Here is an 18,128-nt window from a genome sequence, read left to right on the forward strand (position 1 = left end):
ACCAGGCCCGGCTCAAGATCAGAGCGTCGGATCGGCAGATGTGGGCGTGGGAGGCCGCGGGGCGAAAACCCCGTGGTCCTGACATGGTTATCGGATCGGCGGACGCAAGTCAAACGAAAGCGAAACCGGCAAAGGTCGCGGATTCCGCTTTTTCCGGGAGATGGAAGACCGGCGATTCACCTGACCCCTGGTTCGGAAGGGGCCGGTCAGAAGGGCTTCACGATGACGAAGATGACGATGCCGATCATCAGCAGCGTCGGCACCTCGTTGGCGATGCGGTAGAAGCGCTGCGGCCGCGTGTTGCGGTCCTCGGCAAAGTCCCGGCGCCAGCGGGCCATCATCATGTGGCTGGCGGTCAGCAGCAGGACGAACAGCAGCTTGGCGTGCAGCCAGCCCTGCTTCATCCATTCCGGCGTCAGCACGATCATGGCGATGCCGAACACGTACGCCGCGATCATCGCCGGGTTCATGATGGCGCGCAGCAGCCGGCGCTCCATCACCTTGAAGGTCTCCGACGCCTCGGATCCGGCCTGCACCTGGCAATGGTAGACGAACAGGCGCGGCAGATAGAGCAGCCCCGCCATCCAGGCGATGATGCTGATGACGTGCAGCGCCTTGATCCAATCGTACAACACCGGGCGTGTCCCCTTTTTCTTGACTGTTCAGCCGTTTCGGTTCGGCCGTCGCGGCTCAGCCCCGCGCCTGCGGGCAGCCGGAGAAGTTGGACGGGCAGATCCGGTCGCCCTTCTGCGAGCAGATCGCCGCCTTGCCCGCGACCGTCTGCCGCACCAGCCGGGCCAGCCCGTCGATGAAGCCGGGATGCACCCCGACCGTCGGCACGCGGGTGAAGTGCGGCACCCCGGCCTCCTCGGCGAGGTGACGGTATTCGATCTCGATCTCCACCAGCGTCTCGGAATGCTCCGACACGAAGGCCATCGGCACCACCAGGATCGGCACGCCGTCCTGGCCGGCGCGGCGGATCTCGGCGTCGGTGCTGGGACCGATCCACTCCATCGGGCCGACGCGGCTCTGGTAGCAGTTGATCCAGTCCAGATCGTCGATGCCCAGCGCTGCGGCGATGGATTCGGCCGTCCGCTCGCACTGCCACTGATAGGGGTCGCCGGCGGCCACCACCTTCTTCGGCAGCCCGTGGGCGGAGAACAGGACGCGCGGCTTGCCATGGGCCTTGGCGGCCTCGTAGAGCGGGCGGATCAGGTCCGCTGCGCCGTCGATGAAGCCGGCCTGGGTCGGGTAGCAGCACAGCAGCTTCGTCGGCGCCGACAGCCCGACGGTGCGCGCCGCCTCGGCCCAAGCCTTGGCGCTCGACGCCGTGGTGGTGGTGGAGAATTGCGGGTAGAGCGGCAGAAGCACCACCAGATCCGGGTCGTAGGCCTTCACCTTTGCTGCCGTCTCGGCGCTCATCGGGTGCCAGTAGCGCATGGCGATGAAGACCTTGGTCTCGGCACCGGCAACAGCCGGCTCCGCCCCCAGCACCCCTTCCAGCGCCGCCGCCTGGGCCTCCGTGTTCTCCAGCAGCGGCGACTTGCCACCGAGCTGGGCGTAGATCGCCGTCGCCGGCTTGGCCCGCCGCCCGCTGATCAGGCTGGCGATCACGAAGCGGAACGGGTTCGGCAGCCGGATGATGGCCGGATCGGCGAACAGGTTGAACAGGAAGGGCCGCACCGCCTCCGGCGCATCCGGACCGCCGAGGTTGAACAGCACGACGGCAACGCGGCGCGGCCGGACCCCGGAAGTCGGGCTGCCGGCGGCTGCATCGGTCGGGGCGGAGGGCTGGGAGAATGGCTGGCTCATGGTGCCCGCTAAACTGGAGCGTCGCCGCCACTCTGTCCAGACCCCCGCCGTCGCTTTTTCAGCCGCTTAGCACCGGTCCGTCCGATAAGCCGTTCAGCCCTGCCCCGGCCAGTCCCGCAGGATGCGCGTCAGCGCCTCCACATGGGCCGGCGGGGTCGACTGGATGACGCCATGGCCCAGGTTGAACACGAAGGGCCCACCGGCCAACGCCGCCAGGATGTCGTGGGTCGCCGTCTCCAGCGCCTTGCCGCCGGCAGCCAGCATGATCGGATCGAGGTTTCCCTGCACCGGCAGCCGCGTCTGGAGGGTCTGCGCCGCCCACACCGGCGGAACGGTGGTGTCGAGCCCGACGGCATCCACGCCGGACCCGGAGACATACTCCTCATAGGCGTGGCCGGCGCCGCGCGGGAAGCCGATGACCGGCGTGTTCGGGTGCTTCGCCTTCACCAGTGCGACGATCTGCCGCGTCGGCTCGATCACCCAGCGGCGGAACTCGGCGACCGGCAGCACGCCGGCCCAGCTGTCGAACAGCTGCACCGTCTCGGCCCCGGCCTCGATCTGGCGGCAGAGATAATCCGCGGTCACCTCGACGATCAGGTCGATCAGCTGGCCGAAGCCGACAGGGTCGCCGTAGGCCCAGCGCTTGACGTGGGCATACTCCTTGGAGCCCGCCCCTTCGACCATGTAGCAGGCGATGGTCCAGGGAGCCCCGGCAAAGCCGATCAGCGTCGTCTCGGCGGGGATCGCGGTGGAGAGCCGGCGCACCGTCTCGTAGACCGGCGCCAGCGTCTCGTGGAAGCGGTCGCGCGACAGGCGCTTCAAATCCTCGACGTTGCGGACCGGATCCAGCTTCGGCCCCTCGCCTTCCAGATAGGCCAGCGGCTGCCCCAGGGCATGCGGCACCACCAGGATGTCGGAGAACAGAATCGCCGCGTCCATGCCGTAGCGGCGCAGCGGCTGCAAGGTGACCTCGACCGCGAAGTCGGGATTGTAGCAGAGGTCGAGGAAGCTGCCGGCCTTGGCCCGCAGTTCGCGATACTCCGGCAGATAGCGTCCGGCCTGACGCATCAGCCAGAAGGGCGGGCGCGGCCGCACCTCTCCCGCCAGGGCGGCAAGCATCGGCTTCAGGGCAGGCTTGGAAGCCCGATTCTGGACGTCGGAGCTGGTGGCGGACAAGACGGTGCGTTCCCCTGACATGCGAATCCGAAAAGCCCCGTGCGATTCCGGCACCGATTCCGCGCCAGAATCCGGGACGGGTTTATCCCCTCTTCTTCACTATATTTTTTAAAGGGAGAAAGGAAGAGGATGAGGTGGATGGCTGTGGATAACGGTGATCCCCGATTCTGGAGAATCTGTCCACAGATCCGGGGGCTTGTGCGGGCATGTGTGCGGATCTGTGGACGATTCGGAGCACTACCGCCGGAAACGGCGGAAATGCTATAGCTGGACGAGCGGGAGTCCCGTGGATAACCGGGCGGACGGGACCGGATCTTCCCAGCTTCCGAAGCGGTCGGCGGAGTTGTTCCGCGCTTGGCCGTATCGGGGAGGAAGAGTCCCCCAGCCGGGACGAAACGACGGTGAATCCGGTTGTCCACAGATCTGGGCCGGATTCTCCACAGAATGTTGGGGACGGATGAAAGAGTTCCACCTACATCTCGTATCCGATGCGACGGGCGAGACGATCAACAGCGTGGCGCGCGCCTGCGTCATCCAGTTCGACGACGTGCGGCCGATCGAACATTTCTGGAATCTGGTGCGGACCGACCGCCAGCTCGACCTCGTTCTGGAGGGAATCCGGGACAATCACGGGCTGGTGATGTTCACGTTGGTCGACGAGACGCTGCGCCGCCGGCTCCAGGATTTCTGCCGTGAGATGCAGGTGCCCTGCATCCCCGTGCTCGATCCGCTGATCAACGCGCTCGCCGCCTTCCTGGGCGTGGAATCGCAGCGCCAGCCCGGTCGCCAGCACGTCCTCGACGCCGAATATTTCAGCCGCATCGACGCCGTCGATTTCGCCCTGTCGCATGACGACGGCCAGTCGAACTGGGACCTGCACGAGGCCGACGTCGTGCTGATCGGCGTGTCGCGCAGCTCCAAGACGCCGACCTGCATCTATCTGGCCAACCGCGGCATCAAGGCGGCCAACATCCCGCTGGTGCCGGGCAGCCCGCTGCCGGCGGAGCTGGACCTGCTGACCCGGCCGCTGATCGTCGGCTTGACCAAGGATCCCGACCGGCTGGTGCAGATTCGCCGCAACCGGCTTAAGCTGCTGAACCAGGGCGAGGGCTCCAGCTATGCCGACCCCGAGCTGGTCCGTGCCGAGGTGCAGGAGGCGCGGCGGCTGTTCAGCCGGCGCGGCTGGCCGGTGATCGACGTGTCGCGCCGCTCCATCGAGGAGACCGCGGCCGAGATCATGATGCTGCTGGCCCGCCGCCAGAGCGCCAATTTCAGCCCGGAAGGGAAGAAGACGTGAGCGCGGCTCCCAAGCTCGTCCTGGCGTCCGGCTCGCGCACGCGGGCGGCGATGCTGGAACAGGCCGGCGTGCCCGCCCTCCTCGACAAGCCGCTGGTCGACGAGGACGAGGTGAAGGCCGCCGGCCGGGCCGAGGGCGTTCCCGCCGACGCCGTCGCCGAAGCCCTGGCCGAATTGAAGGCCCAGCGCATCACCCGCCGCCATCCGGGCGCGCTGGTGGTCGGCGCCGACCAGATGCTGGAGTGCGAGGGGCGCTGGTTCGACAAGCCGGGCGACCGCGCCGCGGCACGCGCCCAGCTGCTCGACCTGCGCGGCAAGACCCACCGGCTGGTCAGCTGCGCCGTGGTCGTGCGCGACGGCGAGCGGATGTGGCACAAGACCGACAGCGCCCGCCTGACCATGCGCAACTTCAGCGAAGCCTTCCTCGACGATTACCTGACCTCTGTTGGCGACGACGTGCTGCACTCGGTCGGCGCCTATCAGCTGGAAGGGCTGGGGGCACAGCTGTTCCAGCGGGTCGAGGGCGACTTCTTCACCATCCTCGGGCTGCCGCTTCTGCCGCTGCTCGGCTTTCTGCGCGTGCATGGAGTGGGCAGGGAATGACGGCGGGTTCTTCGGGCAGTGCTGGGACGATCAGTGGCAAGGCGAAGATCGCCGGTGTGATGGGCTGGCCCATCGGCCATTCGCGCTCGCCCCGGCTGCATGGCTTCTGGCTGCGGCAGTACGGAATCGACGGTGCCTATGTGCCGCTGGCGGTGGCGCCGGAGCGCGCCGAGCAGGCGATCCGCGCCCTGCCCGCTTTGGGATTCCGCGGCTGCAACGTCACCGTCCCGCTGAAGGAGATCGCCTTCCGCACCGTCGACCGGCTGGACGGGACGGCGCGGCGGATGGGAGCGGTCAACACCATCGTGGTGGCGGAGGACGGCGCGCTTGAAGGCGGCAACACCGACGGCTTCGGCTTCATCGAGAATCTGCGCGCGGAACAGCCGGACTGGACGGCGGAGCGCGGTCCGGCGACGGTGATCGGTGCCGGCGGTGCCGCCCGCGCCGTGGTGGTCGCGCTGCTCGACGCCGGTGCGCCGGAGGTCCGTCTGGTCAACCGCACCCGTGCCCGTGCCGAGGAGCTGGCGGCGGATCTGGCCGCGGTCGGGCTCGGCAGCGGCGTGGCGGTGGTCGATTGGGTTTCACGTGAAACCGCGCTCGACGGTGCATCCCTGCTGGTTAACACCACGACCCAGGGCATGGCCGGGCAGCCGGCGCTGGAGCTGTCCTTGCGCGCCCTGCCCGCCTCGGCGGTGGTCAACGACATCGTCTATGTGCCGCTGGAGACCCCGCTGCTGGCCGAGGCCAGGACGCGCGGCAACCCGGTGGCCGGCGGCATCGGCATGCTGCTGCATCAGGCGCGTCCCGGCTTCAAAGCCTGGTTCGGCGTCGAGCCGCAGGTGACCCCGGATCTGACCCGCTTCGTTTTGGAAGGCTGAGGCACGGGCCATGATCGTGCTGGGCCTGACCGGTTCCATCGGCATGGGCAAGAGCACCGCCGCCCGCATGCTGCAGGCGATGGGTGCGCCGGTCTGCGATTCCGACGCGGTGGTGCATGGGCTGCTCGGCCGCGGCGGCCGGGCGGTGCCCGTCATCGACGCCGCCTTTCCCGGCGTGGTGGCCGATGGAGCGGTCAGCCGGCCGGCGCTGGGGGCGGCGGTGTTCCGCGATCCTGACGCGCTGAAACGGCTGGAGGCGATCCTGCATCCGATGGTCCAGGCGGCGCAGCGCGACTTCCTCGCCCGTGCCGCCCGTCGCGGTGCCGGGATCGCCGTGCTGGACATCCCGCTGCTGTTCGAAACCCGGGGCGAGCGGCGGGTCGATGCGACCATCGTCGTCTCGGCCCCCTTCGCCGTCCAGCGCGCCCGCGTGCTGGCCCGGCCGGGCATGACGGCGGAGAAGTTCGCCGGCATTCTCGCCCGCCAGATGCCGGACGCGGAAAAACGCCGCCGCGCCGACTATGTCGTTCCGACCGGCGCCGGTCGGCTGGTGACGCGGCGCGCGCTTCAGGGCATTGTGCGCGACGTGGTACGGCGGACCGGAAGGCACTGGCCGCTGCGCGGCTATCAACCAGGGCAAATCCATCATGCGTGAAATCGTTCTCGACACCGAAACCACGGGCTTCAAGCCGGAGGAAGGTCACCGGCTGGTCGAGATCGGCTGCATCGAGCTGGTCAACCACCTCGCCACCGGCGAACGTTTCCACGTCTATCTGAACCCCGAGCGCGACATGCCGCCGGAGGCCTTCGCCGTCCACGGGCTGAGCACGGAGTTCCTGGCCGACAAGCCGCTGTTCAACGATGTCGCCGCCGACTTCGTCGCTTTCATCGGCGACGCGCCGCTGGTGATCCACAACGCCGCCTTCGACATGCACTTCCTGAACTGGGAGCTGAAGATCGCCGGCTATCCGGTGATGCCGAAGGACCGCGCCGTCGATACCCTGCTGATGGCCCGGCAGAAGTTCCCCGGCTCGCCCGCCACCCTGGATGCGCTGTGCAAGCGCTTCGGCGTCGACAACTCCAACCGCACCCTGCACGGCGCGCTGCTCGATGCGCAGCTGCTGGCCGAGGTTTATCTGGAGCTGCTGGGCGGCCGGCAGACCGGCCTGTCCTTCGCCGGCGGTCCGGCTTCGAAGGGCGGCGTCGCCAGCCCGGTCCGCATCGACCGCCCCTTCCGCGAAGCCCGCGTCTTCGCCGTCAGCGACGATGAGGCCGCGGCGCATGCGGAGATGCTGAAGAAGATGAAGAACCCGCTGTGGGCGGTCGAGTGAGGGAGGGCCGGATCCGGGTCTCCGGTTCCAACTTTTAGAGTTTGTCTGGTGCTTATTGAAGCACCAGACAAACTCTAGGCTTTTGGTTTTCCGTGTGATTCACGCTTCAAGCAATTCCGCTTGAACCGATCACACTCTAGGGCACCAGCACCGTCGACCCCGTGGTCGCCCGCGATTCTAGCGCCCGGTGGGCGTCGGCGGTGTCCTTCAGCGCGAAGCGCTGGTTGACGGTGAACGTCACCCCGCCAGTCTTCACCGCGTCGAACAGATCGGCGGCGGAGGCCATCAGATCCTCCCGCTTGGCGGTGTAGGTCGCCAGCGTCGGCCGCGTCACGTAGAGCGACCCCTTCGCCGCCAGCAGCCCCAGATCCAGCGGCTCCGGCGCGCCCGACGCGGCGCCGAACAGGACCATCAGACCGCGCGGCCGCAGGCAATCCAGCCCTTTGAGGAAGGTCGTCCTGCCGACGCCGTCATAGACGACCGGCACGCCCTGCCCGCCTGTCAGCTCCTTCACCCGGACGACGAAATCCTCGCGGGTGTAGTCGATGGTGTGGTGGCAGCCATGGGCCTTCGCCAGTTCGGCCTTCTCCTCCGACCCGACGGTGCCGATCACCGTAGCGCCGAGATGCCGCGCCCAGGAACACAGCAGCAGCCCCACCCCGCCGGCGGCGGCCTGCACCAGGATGGTGTCGCCGGGCTGGACCGCATAGGTGCTGCGCAGCAGATACTGCGCGGTCAAGCCCTGGAGCAGCGTGGCGGCGGTCGCTTGCTCGTCGAGCCAGCTCGGCAGCGGCACCAACCGGTCGGCGGCGATCAGCCGGCTCTCGGCATAAGCGCCGATGGACATGGCGTAGCCGACGCGGTCACCGATTTTCAGCGTGGTGACGTCCGGTCCCAGCGCCTCCACCACGCCGGATCCTGCCATGCCGATCACCGCCGGCAGATCCGGCAGCTTGTAGGCGCCGGAGCGGTGATAGGTATCGATGTAGTTCAGCCCGACCGCGGTCTGGCGGATGCGCACCTGTCCCGGACCGGGCTCTCCCACCTCGATCTCGTCCCAGCGCAGAACCTCCGGCCCGCCGTGCTCGTGGATGCGGATCGCGTGAACCATGGTGGTTTGGTCTCCCTTCTTTTGAGTTTTCAGGCGTCTCAGAGCAGCGCGAACTGCTCCGCCGCCGCGCCGTTGCCCTGGCCGACACCGGCATGCCGGCGCTCCAGCGCCAGCAGCCACGCCTTGGTGTCGAGCCCGCCATGGCCGGAATAGCCGCCGGGCGCGCCGCCGCTGGCCAGCACCCGGTGGCAGGGGATGACGATGGGGATCGGGTTGGCGCCGCAGGCACCGCCGACCGCGCGCGGTCCGCTGTCCAGCATCTTCGCCATCCCGCCATAGGTGGCGGTGCCGCCATAGGGGATCGCCAGCATCGCCTCCCAGACGCTTTGGCGGAAGGCGGTGCCCGCCGGCTTCAGCGGCAGATCGAAGCGCTGGAGTCGTCCGGTGAAATAGGCGTCCAGCTGGCGCGCCGTCTCGACCAGCACGGCGTCCGGCTCGTCCTGGTCGAAACGGCCCCAGCCGACCGCGGTCAGGGCGGATCCGTCCCCGGTCAGCATCAGGGGCCCGAGCGGGCTGTCGATGGAAAGGCGCGCCATAGGGGTCCTCCCGCGGTAAGTCAGCTGTTCGTCGTCAGAAGCGCCGCCAGATCCGCTGGCGCCGTCACCGGGGCCGAACAGGTCATGCCGCGGCAGACATAGGCGGTGGCAACCCCGTCGCGCATCCCCTTGCCCTGCGCCGGGTGACCGGCCGGCAGATCCGCCTCCGGTGCCAGCACGGTCAGGATGCGGTTGGGCAGCGAGCGCTCCAGCACCGTTCGCCGCAGCGCCTCCGTCTCCGCCGTCCGGGGCGGGCCGACGATGACGATCTGCAAGGGCGCCGTCATCAGCTCCACCGCGTTGAGGAAGGTCGGCAGCGGGAAGAAGTTGCGCGTCAGCTCGCCGGAGAAGGCGGCGGCGAGCGCCTCTGCCCGCTCGCGATAGGCATCCTCGCCGGTGCGCTGGAACAGAATGGCCAGCACCGCCAGCATGGTGCCGTTGCCGCTGGGGGTGGCGTTGTCGTGAGGGCTCTTGGTGCGGACGATCAACCCCTCGGCATCGTCGGCGGTGAAGAAATAGCCGCCGTTGGCACCGTCCCAGAAATGGGCGTCGAGCGTCGCCACCCAGAGCCTGGCCCGGTCGAGGGCGGCCGGATCCCCGGTCGCCTCATGCAGCGCCAGGGCGGCGCGCGCCATGTGGGCATAGTCGTCCAGCATGCCGGTGTGTTTGCCCTGCCCGTGCCGCCAGCTGTGGCAAAGCCGCCCGTCCGTGTCCATGCGGTCGCGGACGAAGGCGAAGGCGCGGCCGGCGGTGTCCAGCCATTCCGGCTCGTCGAGCGCCAGGGCGGCATGGGTCAGGGCGGCGATCATCAGGCCGTTCCAGTCGGCCAGCACCTTGTCGTCCCAGCCCGGCCGCACCCGCTTGGCCCGCGCCCGCAGCAGGATGTCCCGGCCCTTGGCGAGCATCGCCTCGGTGGCGTCGTCGGCGAGCGTCAGGCCGCCCAGCCGGTTCAGGATGGTGACGCCTTCCCAATTGCCCTGGGGCAGCACCTCGTAAACGCGTTTAAACGTCGCCAGCCCGTTGTCGCCGAGGGTGGGACCGAGCAGCCGGTCAACCTCATGCTCCTGCCATATATAGAAGAGTCCCTCCTCGCCCTCGCTGTCGGCGTCCAGCGTCGCGGCGAAGCCGCCGCCGTCGGCGATCATCTCGCGCAGCAGCCAGCCGACCGTCTCGCGGATGCGGGTCTCCAGCAGCGGGTCGCGCGTCTCCTGCCAGACCAGCGTCATCAGGTCGAGCAGCTCGGCGTTGTCGTAGAGCATCTTCTCGAAATGCGGCACCAGCCAGCGTTCATCGACCGAATAGCGGGCGAAGCCGCCGCCGAGATGGTCGTAGATGCCGCCCTGCGCCATGTTGGCCAGCGTGTGGGTCACCGCCTCGCGGAAGGGCTCGCGGCCGGTGCGCTGCCACGCCCGCCACAGCAGTTCGAACAGCGGCACCTGCGGGAATTTCGGCGCGCTGCCGATGCCGCCATGGATCGGGTCGACCTCGCGCAGCAGCCGTTGCGCCACCTGATCCAGCACCGCGGCATCGACCGCCCCGGCCGACCGGTTCTCGCCCATCCCGGCCAGGGCCGATTTCAGCGCGTCGACATTCTTGACCACCTTGTCCTGCTCGTTGGCATAGGTGTCGGCGATGCCGTGCAGCACGTCGGGGAAGCCGGCGCGGCCATAGCGCGCCGCCGGCGGGAAATAGGTGCCGCCCCAGAAGGGCTCGGCATCCGGCGTCAGGAACATGGTCAGCGGCCAGCCGCCCTGCTGTCCCAGCAGCGCCAGTGCCGACTGGTAGATGGTGTCGAGGTCCGGACGTTCCTCCCGGTCGACCTTGATGTTGATGAACAGCTCGTTCATCAGCCCGGCAATCTCGGGATTCTCGAAGCTCTCATGCGCCATCACGTGGCACCAGTGGCAGGCGGCATAGCCGACCGACAGCAGCACCGGCTTGTTCTCCGCCTTGGCACGGGCGAAGGCCTCCGGACCCCAGGGCATCCAGTGCACCGGGTTGTCCTTGTGCTGCAGCAGATAGGGGCTGGTCTCCCGGCCTAGCAGGTTCGCGCCCAACGGAGTGGCGGGCATGGCGGTGTCCGATCTGTTGGTGTGTCGTTGGACAATAGGTGGCGCCGGGGTGGCGTTGCGCCAGTGCATCCTATCTGTATAGTGGGGCATGAGCCGCCGCGGCGCTCAACCCCAAAATCAACGCGGCCAATGGCTGGACCGGTGCCCGATCCTTCGATTTCGAGGGGGAGAGGCCGGCTCCGGCTCTGGAGGGGGTCCCCATGAAAATCACCGTCGACATCGACTGCACCCCGGACGAGGCCCGGCACTTCCTCGGCCTGCCCGACGTGAAGCCGATGCAGGATGCCATGATGCACGAGATCCAGGAACGGATGCGTGCCAACCTCCAGGCGATGGACCCGGAGACCATGCTCAAGACCTGGCTGCCCGCCGGCATCCAGGGCATGGAGCAGATGCAGAAGATGTTTTGGTCCCAGATGGCGTCCGCCCTGGGCCAGGAAGGAAGAAAGTGACCGACCGTTCAATTGAGTCCCAGAAGCCTTATTTCGAAGCCCATGTCTTCTGCTGCACCAACCGCCGCCCCGACGGGCACCGGCGCGGATCCTGCGCCGCCCACGGGTCGGAGAAGCTGCGCGACTATATGAAGGCCCGTGCCCGCGAACTCGGTTTCGACGGCAAGGTGCGGATCAATTCCGCCGGCTGTCTCGACCGCTGCGAGCTGGGGCCGACGCTGGTGATCTATCCCGAAGGCGTCTGGTACACCTATCGCAGCACCGGCGACGTCGACGAAATCCTCCAGACCCATCTGGTCGAAGGCCGCCGGGTCGAGCGGCTGATGCTGACGTCGGAGCAGCGCGCGCTGCGGCCCGAGCAGCAGGGCTGATCCTCCGCCGATGTCCGTCACCACCATCTACGCACTCGCCACCGCCCCCGGCCGATCCGGTGTGGCGGTGGTTCGCATTTCGGGACCCGAGGCCGGATCCGCTCTCGCCTTGTTGACCGGCCGTACCCTGCCCGCACCGCGCCGTGCCGTGCTGACCAAGCTGCGCGATCCGAAGAGCGGCGACGCGCTCGACGACGCGCTGGTCCTGCGCTTCACCGCACCCGCCAGCTTCACCGGCGAGGATGTGGTGGAACTGCATCTGCATGGCGGGCGCGCCGTCGTCACCGGCGTGATCGAGGCGCTGGCCACCCTGCCCGGCCTGCGGCTGGCAGAGCCCGGCGAGTTCACCCGCCGCGCCTTTGAGAACGGCAAGCTCGACCTGACGGAGGCCGAGGCGGTCGCCGACCTGATCGACGCCGAGACCACCGCGCAGCGCCGGCAGGCGCTGCGGCAGATGGATGGTGCGCTCGGCAAGCTCTATGACGGCTGGCGCGAGCGGCTCACCCGCGCGCTCGCCCACATCGAGGCCGATATCGACTTCGCCGAGGACGACCTGCCCGGCGGTGTCGCCGATGCCGTCCGTCCGGTGATCGCCGGGCTGGCTGGGGAAATCGCCAGCCATCTCGATGACGGCGGCCGTGGCGAGCGGCTGCGCGAGGGCCTGCACATCGCCATCGTTGGCGCACCCAATGCCGGCAAGTCGAGCCTGCTGAACGCGCTGGCCCGCCGGGACGCCGCCATCGTCTCCGCCCGCGCCGGCACCACCCGCGACATCATCGAGGTGCATCTCGACCTCGGCGGCTATCCGGTCGTGCTGGCCGACACCGCGGGCCTGCGGGAGGCCGCCGCCGACGAGGTTGAGGAGGAAGGCATCCGCCGTGCCCGGGACCGGGCCGCCCGCGCCGACGTGAAGGTCGCGGTGTTCGATGCCGCCACCCTGCCCGATCTCGACCCGGCGACGCTGGACCTGATCGACCGCGACACCGTGGTGGTCTTCAACAAGACCGACCTTGCGAAGGCTGCCGATCTGCGGCCGCATCTGTCTCCGGTCCTGGTCTCCGCCCAGACCGGTGAGGGGCTGAAACTGTTGGAAGAAAAACTGACGGAGTTCAGCGCCGACCGGCTAGCCATCGGCAGCGCGCCGTCGCTGACCCGTGCCCGTCACCGGGCTGCGCTGACCGACTGCCGGGAGTCGTTGCTGCGGGCGTTGGACGCGCCGTTGCCCGAGCTGGCGGCGGAGGATGTGCGTCTCGCCAGCCGGGCGCTGGGGCGCATCACCGGGCGGGTCGATGTCGAGGATCTGCTGGACGTGATCTTCCGGGACTTCTGCATCGGCAAGTAAGGGGAGAAATGAGGGCGTGTTTCACGTGAAACAGGGCTGACCTGCGGCACTTGTCCCCGCCCGCTTCCCATCGGGTTAACGGTACGCGATGTAAGGCCCTCTCTCCCCCGGGGAGAGGGAGGGGACCCACGCCAAAGGCGTGGGGAGGGTGAGGGGCCGGCGCGCTTTGCGCGCCGCCAAGGGGCATACTGCCCCTTGGCAATCCCCTGGCACGGGCGTTCCGCCCGCGCTGCCCCCCCAACCCTCTCCCCAGGGGGGAGAGAGCTTATAGGCGGCCTTCTTGACCTGACTTCGAAGACCTGCGCCTCCCCGCCTGCCTCTTGGATCCGCGCCGCCGTTCCGCTATGGTCCCGCACATGCGAAGCTATGATGTCATCGTTGTCGGCGGCGGTCACGCCGGCTGTGAGGCTGCCGCGGCGGCAGCGCGCATGGGTGCGCGCACGCTCCTGCTGACCCACAAGGTCGAAACCATCGGCGAGATGTCCTGCAACCCCGCCATCGGCGGTCTGGCCAAGGGCCATCTGGTGCGGGAGATCGATGCGCTGGACGGGGTGATGGCGAAGGCCATCGACCGTGGCGGCATCCAGTTCCGCATCCTGAACCGCAGCAAAGGCCCAGCCGTCCGCGGACCGCGCGCCCAGGCCGACCGCAAGCTCTACCGGCAGGCGATGCAGGCTCTGCTGGCGGACCAGGAGAACCTGTTCATCGAGGCCGGCGGTGCCGAGGACCTGATCGTCGATGGCGAGCAGCGGATCACCGGCGTCGTCACCGGCGCCGGCGAGTCCATCCGTGCCGGTGCCGTGGTGCTGACCACCGGCACCTTCCTGCGCGGGCTGATCCACATCGGCGAGGAACGCACCCCCGCCGGCCGCGTCGGCGAGGCGCCGTCCATCGGCCTGTCCGACACGCTGGCCCGTCTCGGCTTCCCGCTCGGCCGTCTGAAGACCGGCACCCCGCCGCGGCTCGACGGGCGCACCATCGATTGGAACGCGCTGGAGAAGCAACCCGGCGACCTGCCGCCGCCGCCTTTCTCCTACATGACCGAGCGGATCGACACGCCGCAGATCGACTGCGCGATCACCTGGACGACGCCGGAAGCGCATGCGCTGATCCGCGCCAACCTGCATCGCGCCCCGATGTATTCCGGCCAGATCACCGGCACCGGTCCGCGCTATTGCCCGTCCATCGAGGACAAGGTCGTCCGCTTCGCCGAGAAGGAGAAGCACCAGATCTTCCTCGAACCGGAAGGGCTGGACGATCCCACCGTTTACCCGAACGGCATCTCGACTTCCCTGCCCCGCGACGTGCAGCTCGGCATCCTCGCCAGCATGCCGGGGCTGGATAAGGTGGTGATGATCCGTCCCGGCTACGCCATCGAATATGATTACGTCGATCCGCGCGAGCTGAAGCCGACGCTGGAGACCCGCCGGGCGCCGCGCCTGTTCCTGGCCGGCCAGATCAACGGCACCACCGGCTATGAAGAGGCGGCGGCGCAGGGGTTGATGGCCGGCATCAACGCGGCGCTGGCGGCGAGCGGCAACCAGGATGGTTTTGTGCTCGACCGTGCCGACGCCTATATCGGCGTGCTGATCGACGACCTGATCGGCCGGGGCACCAACGAGCCCTACCGCATGTTCACCTCGCGCGCCGAATACCGGCTGCTGCTGCGCGCCGACAATGCCGACCAGCGGCTGACCGCCAAGGGCGTCGCCATCGGCTGCGTCGGCTCCGAGCGTCGCGATGTCTTTGCCGCCAAGAGCGCCGCCCTGTCCGCCGGACGTGCCCTGGTCGCGTCGTTGCAGGCGACGCCGGTCGAGCTGTCCCGCCAGGGCGTCGCGGTAAACCAGGACGGCGTGCGCCGCAGTGCCGCCGACCTGCTGCGCTACCCCGACATCGACCTCGCCGCCCTTGCCCGCCTGTGGCCGGAGCTTGGCGAAATCGCGCCCGAGATTGCCGAGCAGCTGGAGATCGACGGCAAATATGCCGGCTATCTCGGCCGGCAGGAGGCCGACATCCGCGCCTTCCGCAAGGACGAGTCGCTCGCCCTGCCCGACGATCTCGATGTCGACGGCATCGGCAGCCTGTCCGCCGAAATCCGGCAGAAGCTGCGCCAGTCGCGTCCGGCGACGCTGGGCGCTGCCGCGCGCATTCCCGGCATGACCCCGGCGGCGCTGGTCGCCCTGCTCCGCCACGTGAAGCGGCGCGATGTGGAGCCGTCAGGGGTGGCTGCCGAATGAGCGGGTTCGATGCGGTTGCATTTCAGGAGGCCACGGGTGTTTCACGTGAAACGCTCGACCGCCTGATCGCCTATGAGGCTCTGCTGCGCAAGTGGCAGCCGAAGATCAATCTGGTCGGCCCCTCCACCCTGTCGGATGCCTGGAAGCGCCACTTTCTCGACTCCGCCCAGCTCTTCCCGCTGTTGCCGGAGGGTACGCGGATGCTGGTCGATCTCGGCAGCGGCGCCGGTTTCCCCGGTCTGGTGCTCGCCATCCTCGGCGTGCCGCAGGTGCACCTGATCGAGAGCGACGTGCGCAAATGCGCCTTCCTGCGCGAGGTCGCCCGCGTCTGCGAGGCGCCGGTCACCGTCCACACCAAGCGGATCGAGACCGTCACCGGCATCGAGGCCGATGTCGTCACCGCCCGCGCCCTGGCGCCGCTGGCCGACCTGTTCGGCTGGGCTCATCCCTTCATCGGATCGCGCGGCAAGTGCCTGTTCCTGAAGGGCGCGGCACTGGACGACGAATTGACCGCTGCAACGCAATATTGGACACTGGTTCCTGAGCGATTCGACAGCCGCACCGATCCGAGCGGGACCATCCTGCGTGTGAGCCATCTTGAGCGTGCGTGAAGACCGTGCCTGACACCGTTCCCCCGCCCTCTTCCCGCCAACCGGACTCCCGAGAGGCTGCCATGTCTGCCGTCACCCGTCCCCTTGCCCGCGTGGTTGCGATTGCCAACCAGAAGGGCGGCGTGGGCAAGACCACGACGACGATCAACCTCGCCACCGCGCTCGCCGTCATCGGCAAGCGGGTGCTGGTGATCGACCTCGACCCGCAGGGCAACGCGTCCACCGGTCTCGGCATCCCCCGCTCCGACCGCCGCGTCGGCATCTACGACGTGCTGTTCGACGACGTGTCGCTGGAGGAGGCGGCCACCCCCTCCTCGGTGCCGAACCTGTCGATCATCACGTCATCGGTCGATCTGTCGGGTGCCGAGATCGAACTGGTCGGCGCCGAGCGCCGCGAGTTTCGCCTGCGCGAGGCGGTCGCCAACAGCGCGCTGGAATATGATTACGTCCTGATCGACTGCCCGCCGGCGCTGGGATTGCTGACGCTGAACGCGCTGGTCGCGTCGCATGCGGTGATGGTCCCCCTCCAGTGCGAGTTCTACGCGCTGGAAGGTCTCAGCCATCTCGTCCGCACCATCGAGCGGGTGAAGCGCGCCTTCAACCCCAACCTCGACATCCACGGCGTCGTGCTGACCATGTTCGACAAGCGCAACAATCTGTCGGACATGGTGGCGGCGGACGTCCGCGGCTTCTTCGGGGAGAAGGTGTACGACACCGTGATCCCGCGCAACGTCAAGGTGTCGGAGGCGCCGTCCCACGGCAAGCCGGTGCTGATCTACGACATGCGCTGCCCCGGATCGCAGGCCTACATCCATCTGGCGGGCGAGGTGCTCCGCCGTGAGAAGAGACTGACCGCATGATCGACGACACCAAACAAGGCGGCGCCCGCCGCGCCAGCCTGGGCCGCGGCCTGTCCGCCCTGTTCGGCGAGGCGACCGAGGATTATTCGGCGCTCGACAAGGTGCGGCAGTCCAAGCAGGTGCCGATCGAGTTCGTCCATCCCGGCAAGTACCAGCCGCGGCGGAAGTTCGACGACGAGGCGATCCAGGGCCTCGTCGAGTCCATCCGGGACAAGGGCATCCTCCAGCCGCTGCTGGTCCGCCGCGACGCCGAGGACGCCAATTCCTACGAGCTGATCGCCGGCGAACGCCGTTGGCGCGCGGCGCAGATCGCCGGCCTACATGAAGTGCCGGTCATCATCCGCGATCTCAGCGACCGCGAGGCGCTGGAAATCGCGCTGATCGAGAACATCCAGCGCCAGGATCTGACCCCTCTGGAAGAGGCGGAAGGCTATCGCCGCCTGATGGAGGAGTTCGAACACACGCAGGAGGATCTGGCCCGCGCTGTCGGCAAGAGCCGCAGCCATGTCGCCAACATGATGCGCCTGCTGGCCCTGCCGGAGCCGGTCAAGTCGATGGTGCAGGACGGCGCTCTGACCGCCGGCCATGCCCGCGCCCTGCTGACCGCCCCGGATCCGGCCGCCGTCGCCCGCGAGGTGGTGACCCGCGGCCTGAACGTGCGCCAGACCGAAGATTTGATGCGCGGCGATCAGCCCAAGGCGAAGAAGGGCAAGGCCGCGGCCGGCGGAGCCGGATCCGCGCCCGCGATGAAGGACGTCGACCTCATCAATCTGGAGGAGGAGATCTCCGCCCGCATCGGCTTGAAGGTCGCCATCAATCCGCAGGGGCAGCGCGGGACGATCACCATCCATTACCAGACGCTCGACCAGCTGGACGATGTGCTGCACCGGCTGGGCGGCGAAGAGTAACGGGGCTTTATCGGGGGCGTTCGCCCCCTACCCCCTCACCTTCCCGAAGTCGATGTAGCGATAGATCAGCCCGTTCTCTTCCATGGGCGCGCTCGACCACACCTCGGCCCACTCCGCCCCGATCGGCGGCATCAGCGTGTCGCCGTCGACCGCGCTTTCGATGCGGGTCAGGTGCAGGCGGTCGGCAATCGGCATCGTCTCGCGGAACAGGGCGGCACCGCCGATGACGCAGAGTTCGGCGGCGCCGGACGCCTGCGCCCACGACACCGCCGCACCCAGCCCGCTGAACCAGCGGGCGCCGTCCTTTTCGCCGACTTCGGCGTGACGGCTGATCACCAGATTGTCCCGGCCGGGAAGCGGACGGCGCGGCAGGGACTCCCAGGTCTTCCGACCCATCAGGATCGGCTTTCCCATCGTCAGGTCCTTGAACCGGCGCAGGTCGCTGGGAAGGGTCCAGGGAAGCCGGCCATCGCGGCCGATCACGTCGTTCGTTGCGGCGGCGACGATCAGAGTGATGAGCATTCCATGCCCT

The 18,128-nt window shown here is 68.4% G+C and carries 19 protein-coding genes; 12 read left to right on the forward strand and 7 right to left on the reverse strand.

The features are described 5' to 3' along the window. Nucleotides 1-206: 206 nt before the first annotated feature. From hemJ to hemE, 3 genes are all read right to left on the reverse strand, one after another. Nucleotides 207-635, reverse strand: a complete 429-nt coding sequence (gene hemJ / locus ABNQ39_RS12425; RefSeq protein ID WP_376957883.1) for a protoporphyrinogen oxidase HemJ — start codon at nt 633-635, stop codon at nt 207-209. A 55-nt stretch (nt 636-690) separates the two neighbouring features. After that, nucleotides 691-1,812 (reverse strand): ferrochelatase, encoded by a 1,122-nt coding sequence (hemH, locus tag ABNQ39_RS12430; protein WP_376957884.1) that lies wholly within the window; start codon nt 1,810-1,812, stop codon nt 691-693. A 93-nt stretch (nt 1,813-1,905) separates the two neighbouring features. Then, on the reverse strand, nt 1,906-2,931 hold the full coding sequence (gene hemE, locus ABNQ39_RS12435; protein ID WP_376959783.1) for a uroporphyrinogen decarboxylase: 1,026 nt from the start codon (nt 2,929-2,931) through the stop codon (nt 1,906-1,908). 514 nt (nt 2,932-3,445) lie between these two features. On the opposite strand from hemE, the gene ABNQ39_RS12440 reads away from it, so the two are divergent. The 5 genes from ABNQ39_RS12440 to dnaQ are packed head-to-tail and all read left to right on the forward strand — an operon-like array spanning nt 3,446 to nt 7,096. Continuing rightward, nucleotides 3,446-4,285, forward strand: a complete 840-nt coding sequence (locus ABNQ39_RS12440; protein ID WP_085086922.1) for a pyruvate, water dikinase regulatory protein — start codon at nt 3,446-3,448, stop codon at nt 4,283-4,285. Next, nucleotides 4,282-4,887 carry a Maf family protein gene (locus tag ABNQ39_RS12445; RefSeq protein ID WP_376957885.1) on the forward strand — a complete coding sequence of 202 codons (606 nt, stop codon included), beginning with the start codon at nt 4,282-4,284 and terminating at the stop codon, nt 4,885-4,887. Before ABNQ39_RS12440 ends, ABNQ39_RS12445 begins: the two co-directional genes overlap by 4 nt. Continuing rightward, complete coding sequence (locus tag ABNQ39_RS12450; RefSeq protein ID WP_376957886.1) at nt 4,884-5,765, forward strand: shikimate dehydrogenase; 882 nt, start codon at nt 4,884-4,886, stop codon at nt 5,763-5,765. Before ABNQ39_RS12445 ends, ABNQ39_RS12450 begins: the two co-directional genes overlap by 4 nt. A gap of 10 nt (nt 5,766-5,775) precedes the next feature. Then, on the forward strand, nt 5,776-6,420 hold the full coding sequence (gene coaE, locus ABNQ39_RS12455) for a dephospho-CoA kinase (protein WP_376957887.1): 645 nt from the start codon (nt 5,776-5,778) through the stop codon (nt 6,418-6,420). Continuing rightward, on the forward strand, nt 6,413-7,096 hold the full coding sequence (gene dnaQ / locus ABNQ39_RS12460; protein ID WP_376957888.1) for a DNA polymerase III subunit epsilon: 684 nt from the start codon (nt 6,413-6,415) through the stop codon (nt 7,094-7,096). The genes coaE and dnaQ overlap by 8 nt, the downstream gene beginning before the upstream one ends. 136 nt (nt 7,097-7,232) lie before the next feature. Here the strand turns inward: dnaQ and ABNQ39_RS12465 are convergent, their stop codons facing one another. From ABNQ39_RS12465 to ABNQ39_RS12475, 3 genes are read right to left on the reverse strand one after another with little or no spacing between them, the layout of a single operon-like run. Next, a complete protein-coding gene (locus ABNQ39_RS12465) occupies nt 7,233-8,207 on the reverse strand; it encodes a quinone oxidoreductase family protein (protein ID WP_376957889.1) in 975 nt (324 codons plus the stop codon). Between the two features lie 38 nt (nt 8,208-8,245). After that, nucleotides 8,246-8,743 (reverse strand): methylated-DNA--[protein]-cysteine S-methyltransferase, encoded by a 498-nt coding sequence (locus ABNQ39_RS12470; RefSeq protein ID WP_376957890.1) that lies wholly within the window; start codon nt 8,741-8,743, stop codon nt 8,246-8,248. A gap of 20 nt (nt 8,744-8,763) precedes the next feature. After that, the gene (locus ABNQ39_RS12475) at nt 8,764-10,815 is read right to left on the reverse strand and encodes a thioredoxin domain-containing protein (protein ID WP_376957891.1); all 2,052 of its coding nucleotides are present in this window, start codon (nt 10,813-10,815) and stop codon (nt 8,764-8,766) included. Nucleotides 10,816-11,015: 200 nt separating this feature from the next. On the opposite strand from ABNQ39_RS12475, the gene ABNQ39_RS12480 reads away from it, so the two are divergent. The 7 genes from ABNQ39_RS12480 (at nt 11,016) to ABNQ39_RS12510 (ending at nt 17,596) form a co-directional block, all read left to right on the forward strand. After that, nucleotides 11,016-11,267 (forward strand): DUF6489 family protein, encoded by a 252-nt coding sequence (locus tag ABNQ39_RS12480; RefSeq protein WP_014249167.1) that lies wholly within the window; start codon nt 11,016-11,018, stop codon nt 11,265-11,267. Further along, nucleotides 11,264-11,638, forward strand: coding sequence for a (2Fe-2S) ferredoxin domain-containing protein (locus ABNQ39_RS12485; RefSeq protein WP_376957892.1), 375 nt, complete (start codon nt 11,264-11,266; stop codon nt 11,636-11,638). The genes ABNQ39_RS12480 and ABNQ39_RS12485 overlap by 4 nt, the downstream gene beginning before the upstream one ends. A gap of 10 nt (nt 11,639-11,648) precedes the next feature. After that, complete coding sequence (gene mnmE / locus ABNQ39_RS12490) at nt 11,649-12,980, forward strand: tRNA uridine-5-carboxymethylaminomethyl(34) synthesis GTPase MnmE (protein ID WP_376957893.1); 1,332 nt, start codon at nt 11,649-11,651, stop codon at nt 12,978-12,980. 356 nt (nt 12,981-13,336) lie between these two features. Next, nucleotides 13,337-15,217 carry a tRNA uridine-5-carboxymethylaminomethyl(34) synthesis enzyme MnmG gene (mnmG, locus tag ABNQ39_RS12495; protein ID WP_376957894.1) on the forward strand — a complete coding sequence of 627 codons (1,881 nt, stop codon included), beginning with the start codon at nt 13,337-13,339 and terminating at the stop codon, nt 15,215-15,217. Next, nucleotides 15,214-15,828 (forward strand): 16S rRNA (guanine(527)-N(7))-methyltransferase RsmG, encoded by a 615-nt coding sequence (gene rsmG, locus ABNQ39_RS12500; RefSeq protein ID WP_376957895.1) that lies wholly within the window; start codon nt 15,214-15,216, stop codon nt 15,826-15,828. The genes mnmG and rsmG overlap by 4 nt, the downstream gene beginning before the upstream one ends. Before the next feature lie 62 nt (nt 15,829-15,890). Beyond that, entirely contained in the window at nt 15,891-16,688 is a 798-nt protein-coding gene (locus tag ABNQ39_RS12505) for a ParA family protein (RefSeq protein WP_063635622.1), read from the forward strand. Continuing rightward, nucleotides 16,685-17,596: a ParB/RepB/Spo0J family partition protein gene (locus tag ABNQ39_RS12510; protein WP_098740884.1), complete on the forward strand. Its 912-nt coding sequence runs from the start codon at nt 16,685-16,687 to the stop codon at nt 17,594-17,596. Before ABNQ39_RS12505 ends, ABNQ39_RS12510 begins: the two co-directional genes overlap by 4 nt. A 27-nt stretch (nt 17,597-17,623) precedes the next feature. Here the strand turns inward: ABNQ39_RS12510 and ABNQ39_RS12515 are convergent, their stop codons facing one another. Beyond that, nucleotides 17,624-18,118: a dihydrofolate reductase gene (locus ABNQ39_RS12515; RefSeq protein WP_376957896.1), complete on the reverse strand. Its 495-nt coding sequence runs from the start codon at nt 18,116-18,118 to the stop codon at nt 17,624-17,626. Between the last annotated feature and the right edge of the window lie 10 nt (nt 18,119-18,128).

Origin of the sequence: Azospirillum sp. A26 (assembly GCF_042604635.1) — a bacterium.
Lineage (GTDB): Bacteria > Pseudomonadota > Alphaproteobacteria > Azospirillales > Azospirillaceae > Azospirillum > Azospirillum palustre.

What these genes read in the sequence shown, in the direction of transcription:
- hemH (WP_376957884.1), bottom strand. Translation starts at nt 1,812, where the DNA reads ATGAGCCAGCCATTCTCCCAGCCCTCCGCCCCGACCGATGCAGCCGCC.
- hemE (WP_376959783.1), bottom strand. Translation starts at nt 2,931, where the DNA reads ATGCTTGCCGCCCTGGCGGGAGAGGTGCGGCCGCGCCCGCCCTTCTGG.
- ABNQ39_RS12440 (WP_085086922.1), top strand. Translation starts at nt 3,446, where the DNA reads ATGAAAGAGTTCCACCTACATCTCGTATCCGATGCGACGGGCGAGACG.
- ABNQ39_RS12450 (WP_376957886.1), top strand. Translation starts at nt 4,884, where the DNA reads ATGACGGCGGGTTCTTCGGGCAGTGCTGGGACGATCAGTGGCAAGGCG.
- coaE (WP_376957887.1), top strand. Translation starts at nt 5,776, where the DNA reads ATGATCGTGCTGGGCCTGACCGGTTCCATCGGCATGGGCAAGAGCACC.
- dnaQ (WP_376957888.1), top strand. Translation starts at nt 6,413, where the DNA reads ATGCGTGAAATCGTTCTCGACACCGAAACCACGGGCTTCAAGCCGGAG.
- ABNQ39_RS12465 (WP_376957889.1), bottom strand. Translation starts at nt 8,207, where the DNA reads ATGGTTCACGCGATCCGCATCCACGAGCACGGCGGGCCGGAGGTTCTG.
- ABNQ39_RS12470 (WP_376957890.1), bottom strand. Translation starts at nt 8,743, where the DNA reads ATGGCGCGCCTTTCCATCGACAGCCCGCTCGGGCCCCTGATGCTGACC.
- ABNQ39_RS12475 (WP_376957891.1), bottom strand. Translation starts at nt 10,815, where the DNA reads ATGCCCGCCACTCCGTTGGGCGCGAACCTGCTAGGCCGGGAGACCAGC.
- ABNQ39_RS12480 (WP_014249167.1), top strand. Translation starts at nt 11,016, where the DNA reads ATGAAAATCACCGTCGACATCGACTGCACCCCGGACGAGGCCCGGCAC.
- mnmE (WP_376957893.1), top strand. Translation starts at nt 11,649, where the DNA reads ATGTCCGTCACCACCATCTACGCACTCGCCACCGCCCCCGGCCGATCC.
- mnmG (WP_376957894.1), top strand. Translation starts at nt 13,337, where the DNA reads ATGCGAAGCTATGATGTCATCGTTGTCGGCGGCGGTCACGCCGGCTGT.
- rsmG (WP_376957895.1), top strand. Translation starts at nt 15,214, where the DNA reads ATGAGCGGGTTCGATGCGGTTGCATTTCAGGAGGCCACGGGTGTTTCA.
- ABNQ39_RS12505 (WP_063635622.1), top strand. Translation starts at nt 15,891, where the DNA reads ATGTCTGCCGTCACCCGTCCCCTTGCCCGCGTGGTTGCGATTGCCAAC.
- ABNQ39_RS12510 (WP_098740884.1), top strand. Translation starts at nt 16,685, where the DNA reads ATGATCGACGACACCAAACAAGGCGGCGCCCGCCGCGCCAGCCTGGGC.
- ABNQ39_RS12515 (WP_376957896.1), bottom strand. Translation starts at nt 18,118, where the DNA reads ATGCTCATCACTCTGATCGTCGCCGCCGCAACGAACGACGTGATCGGC.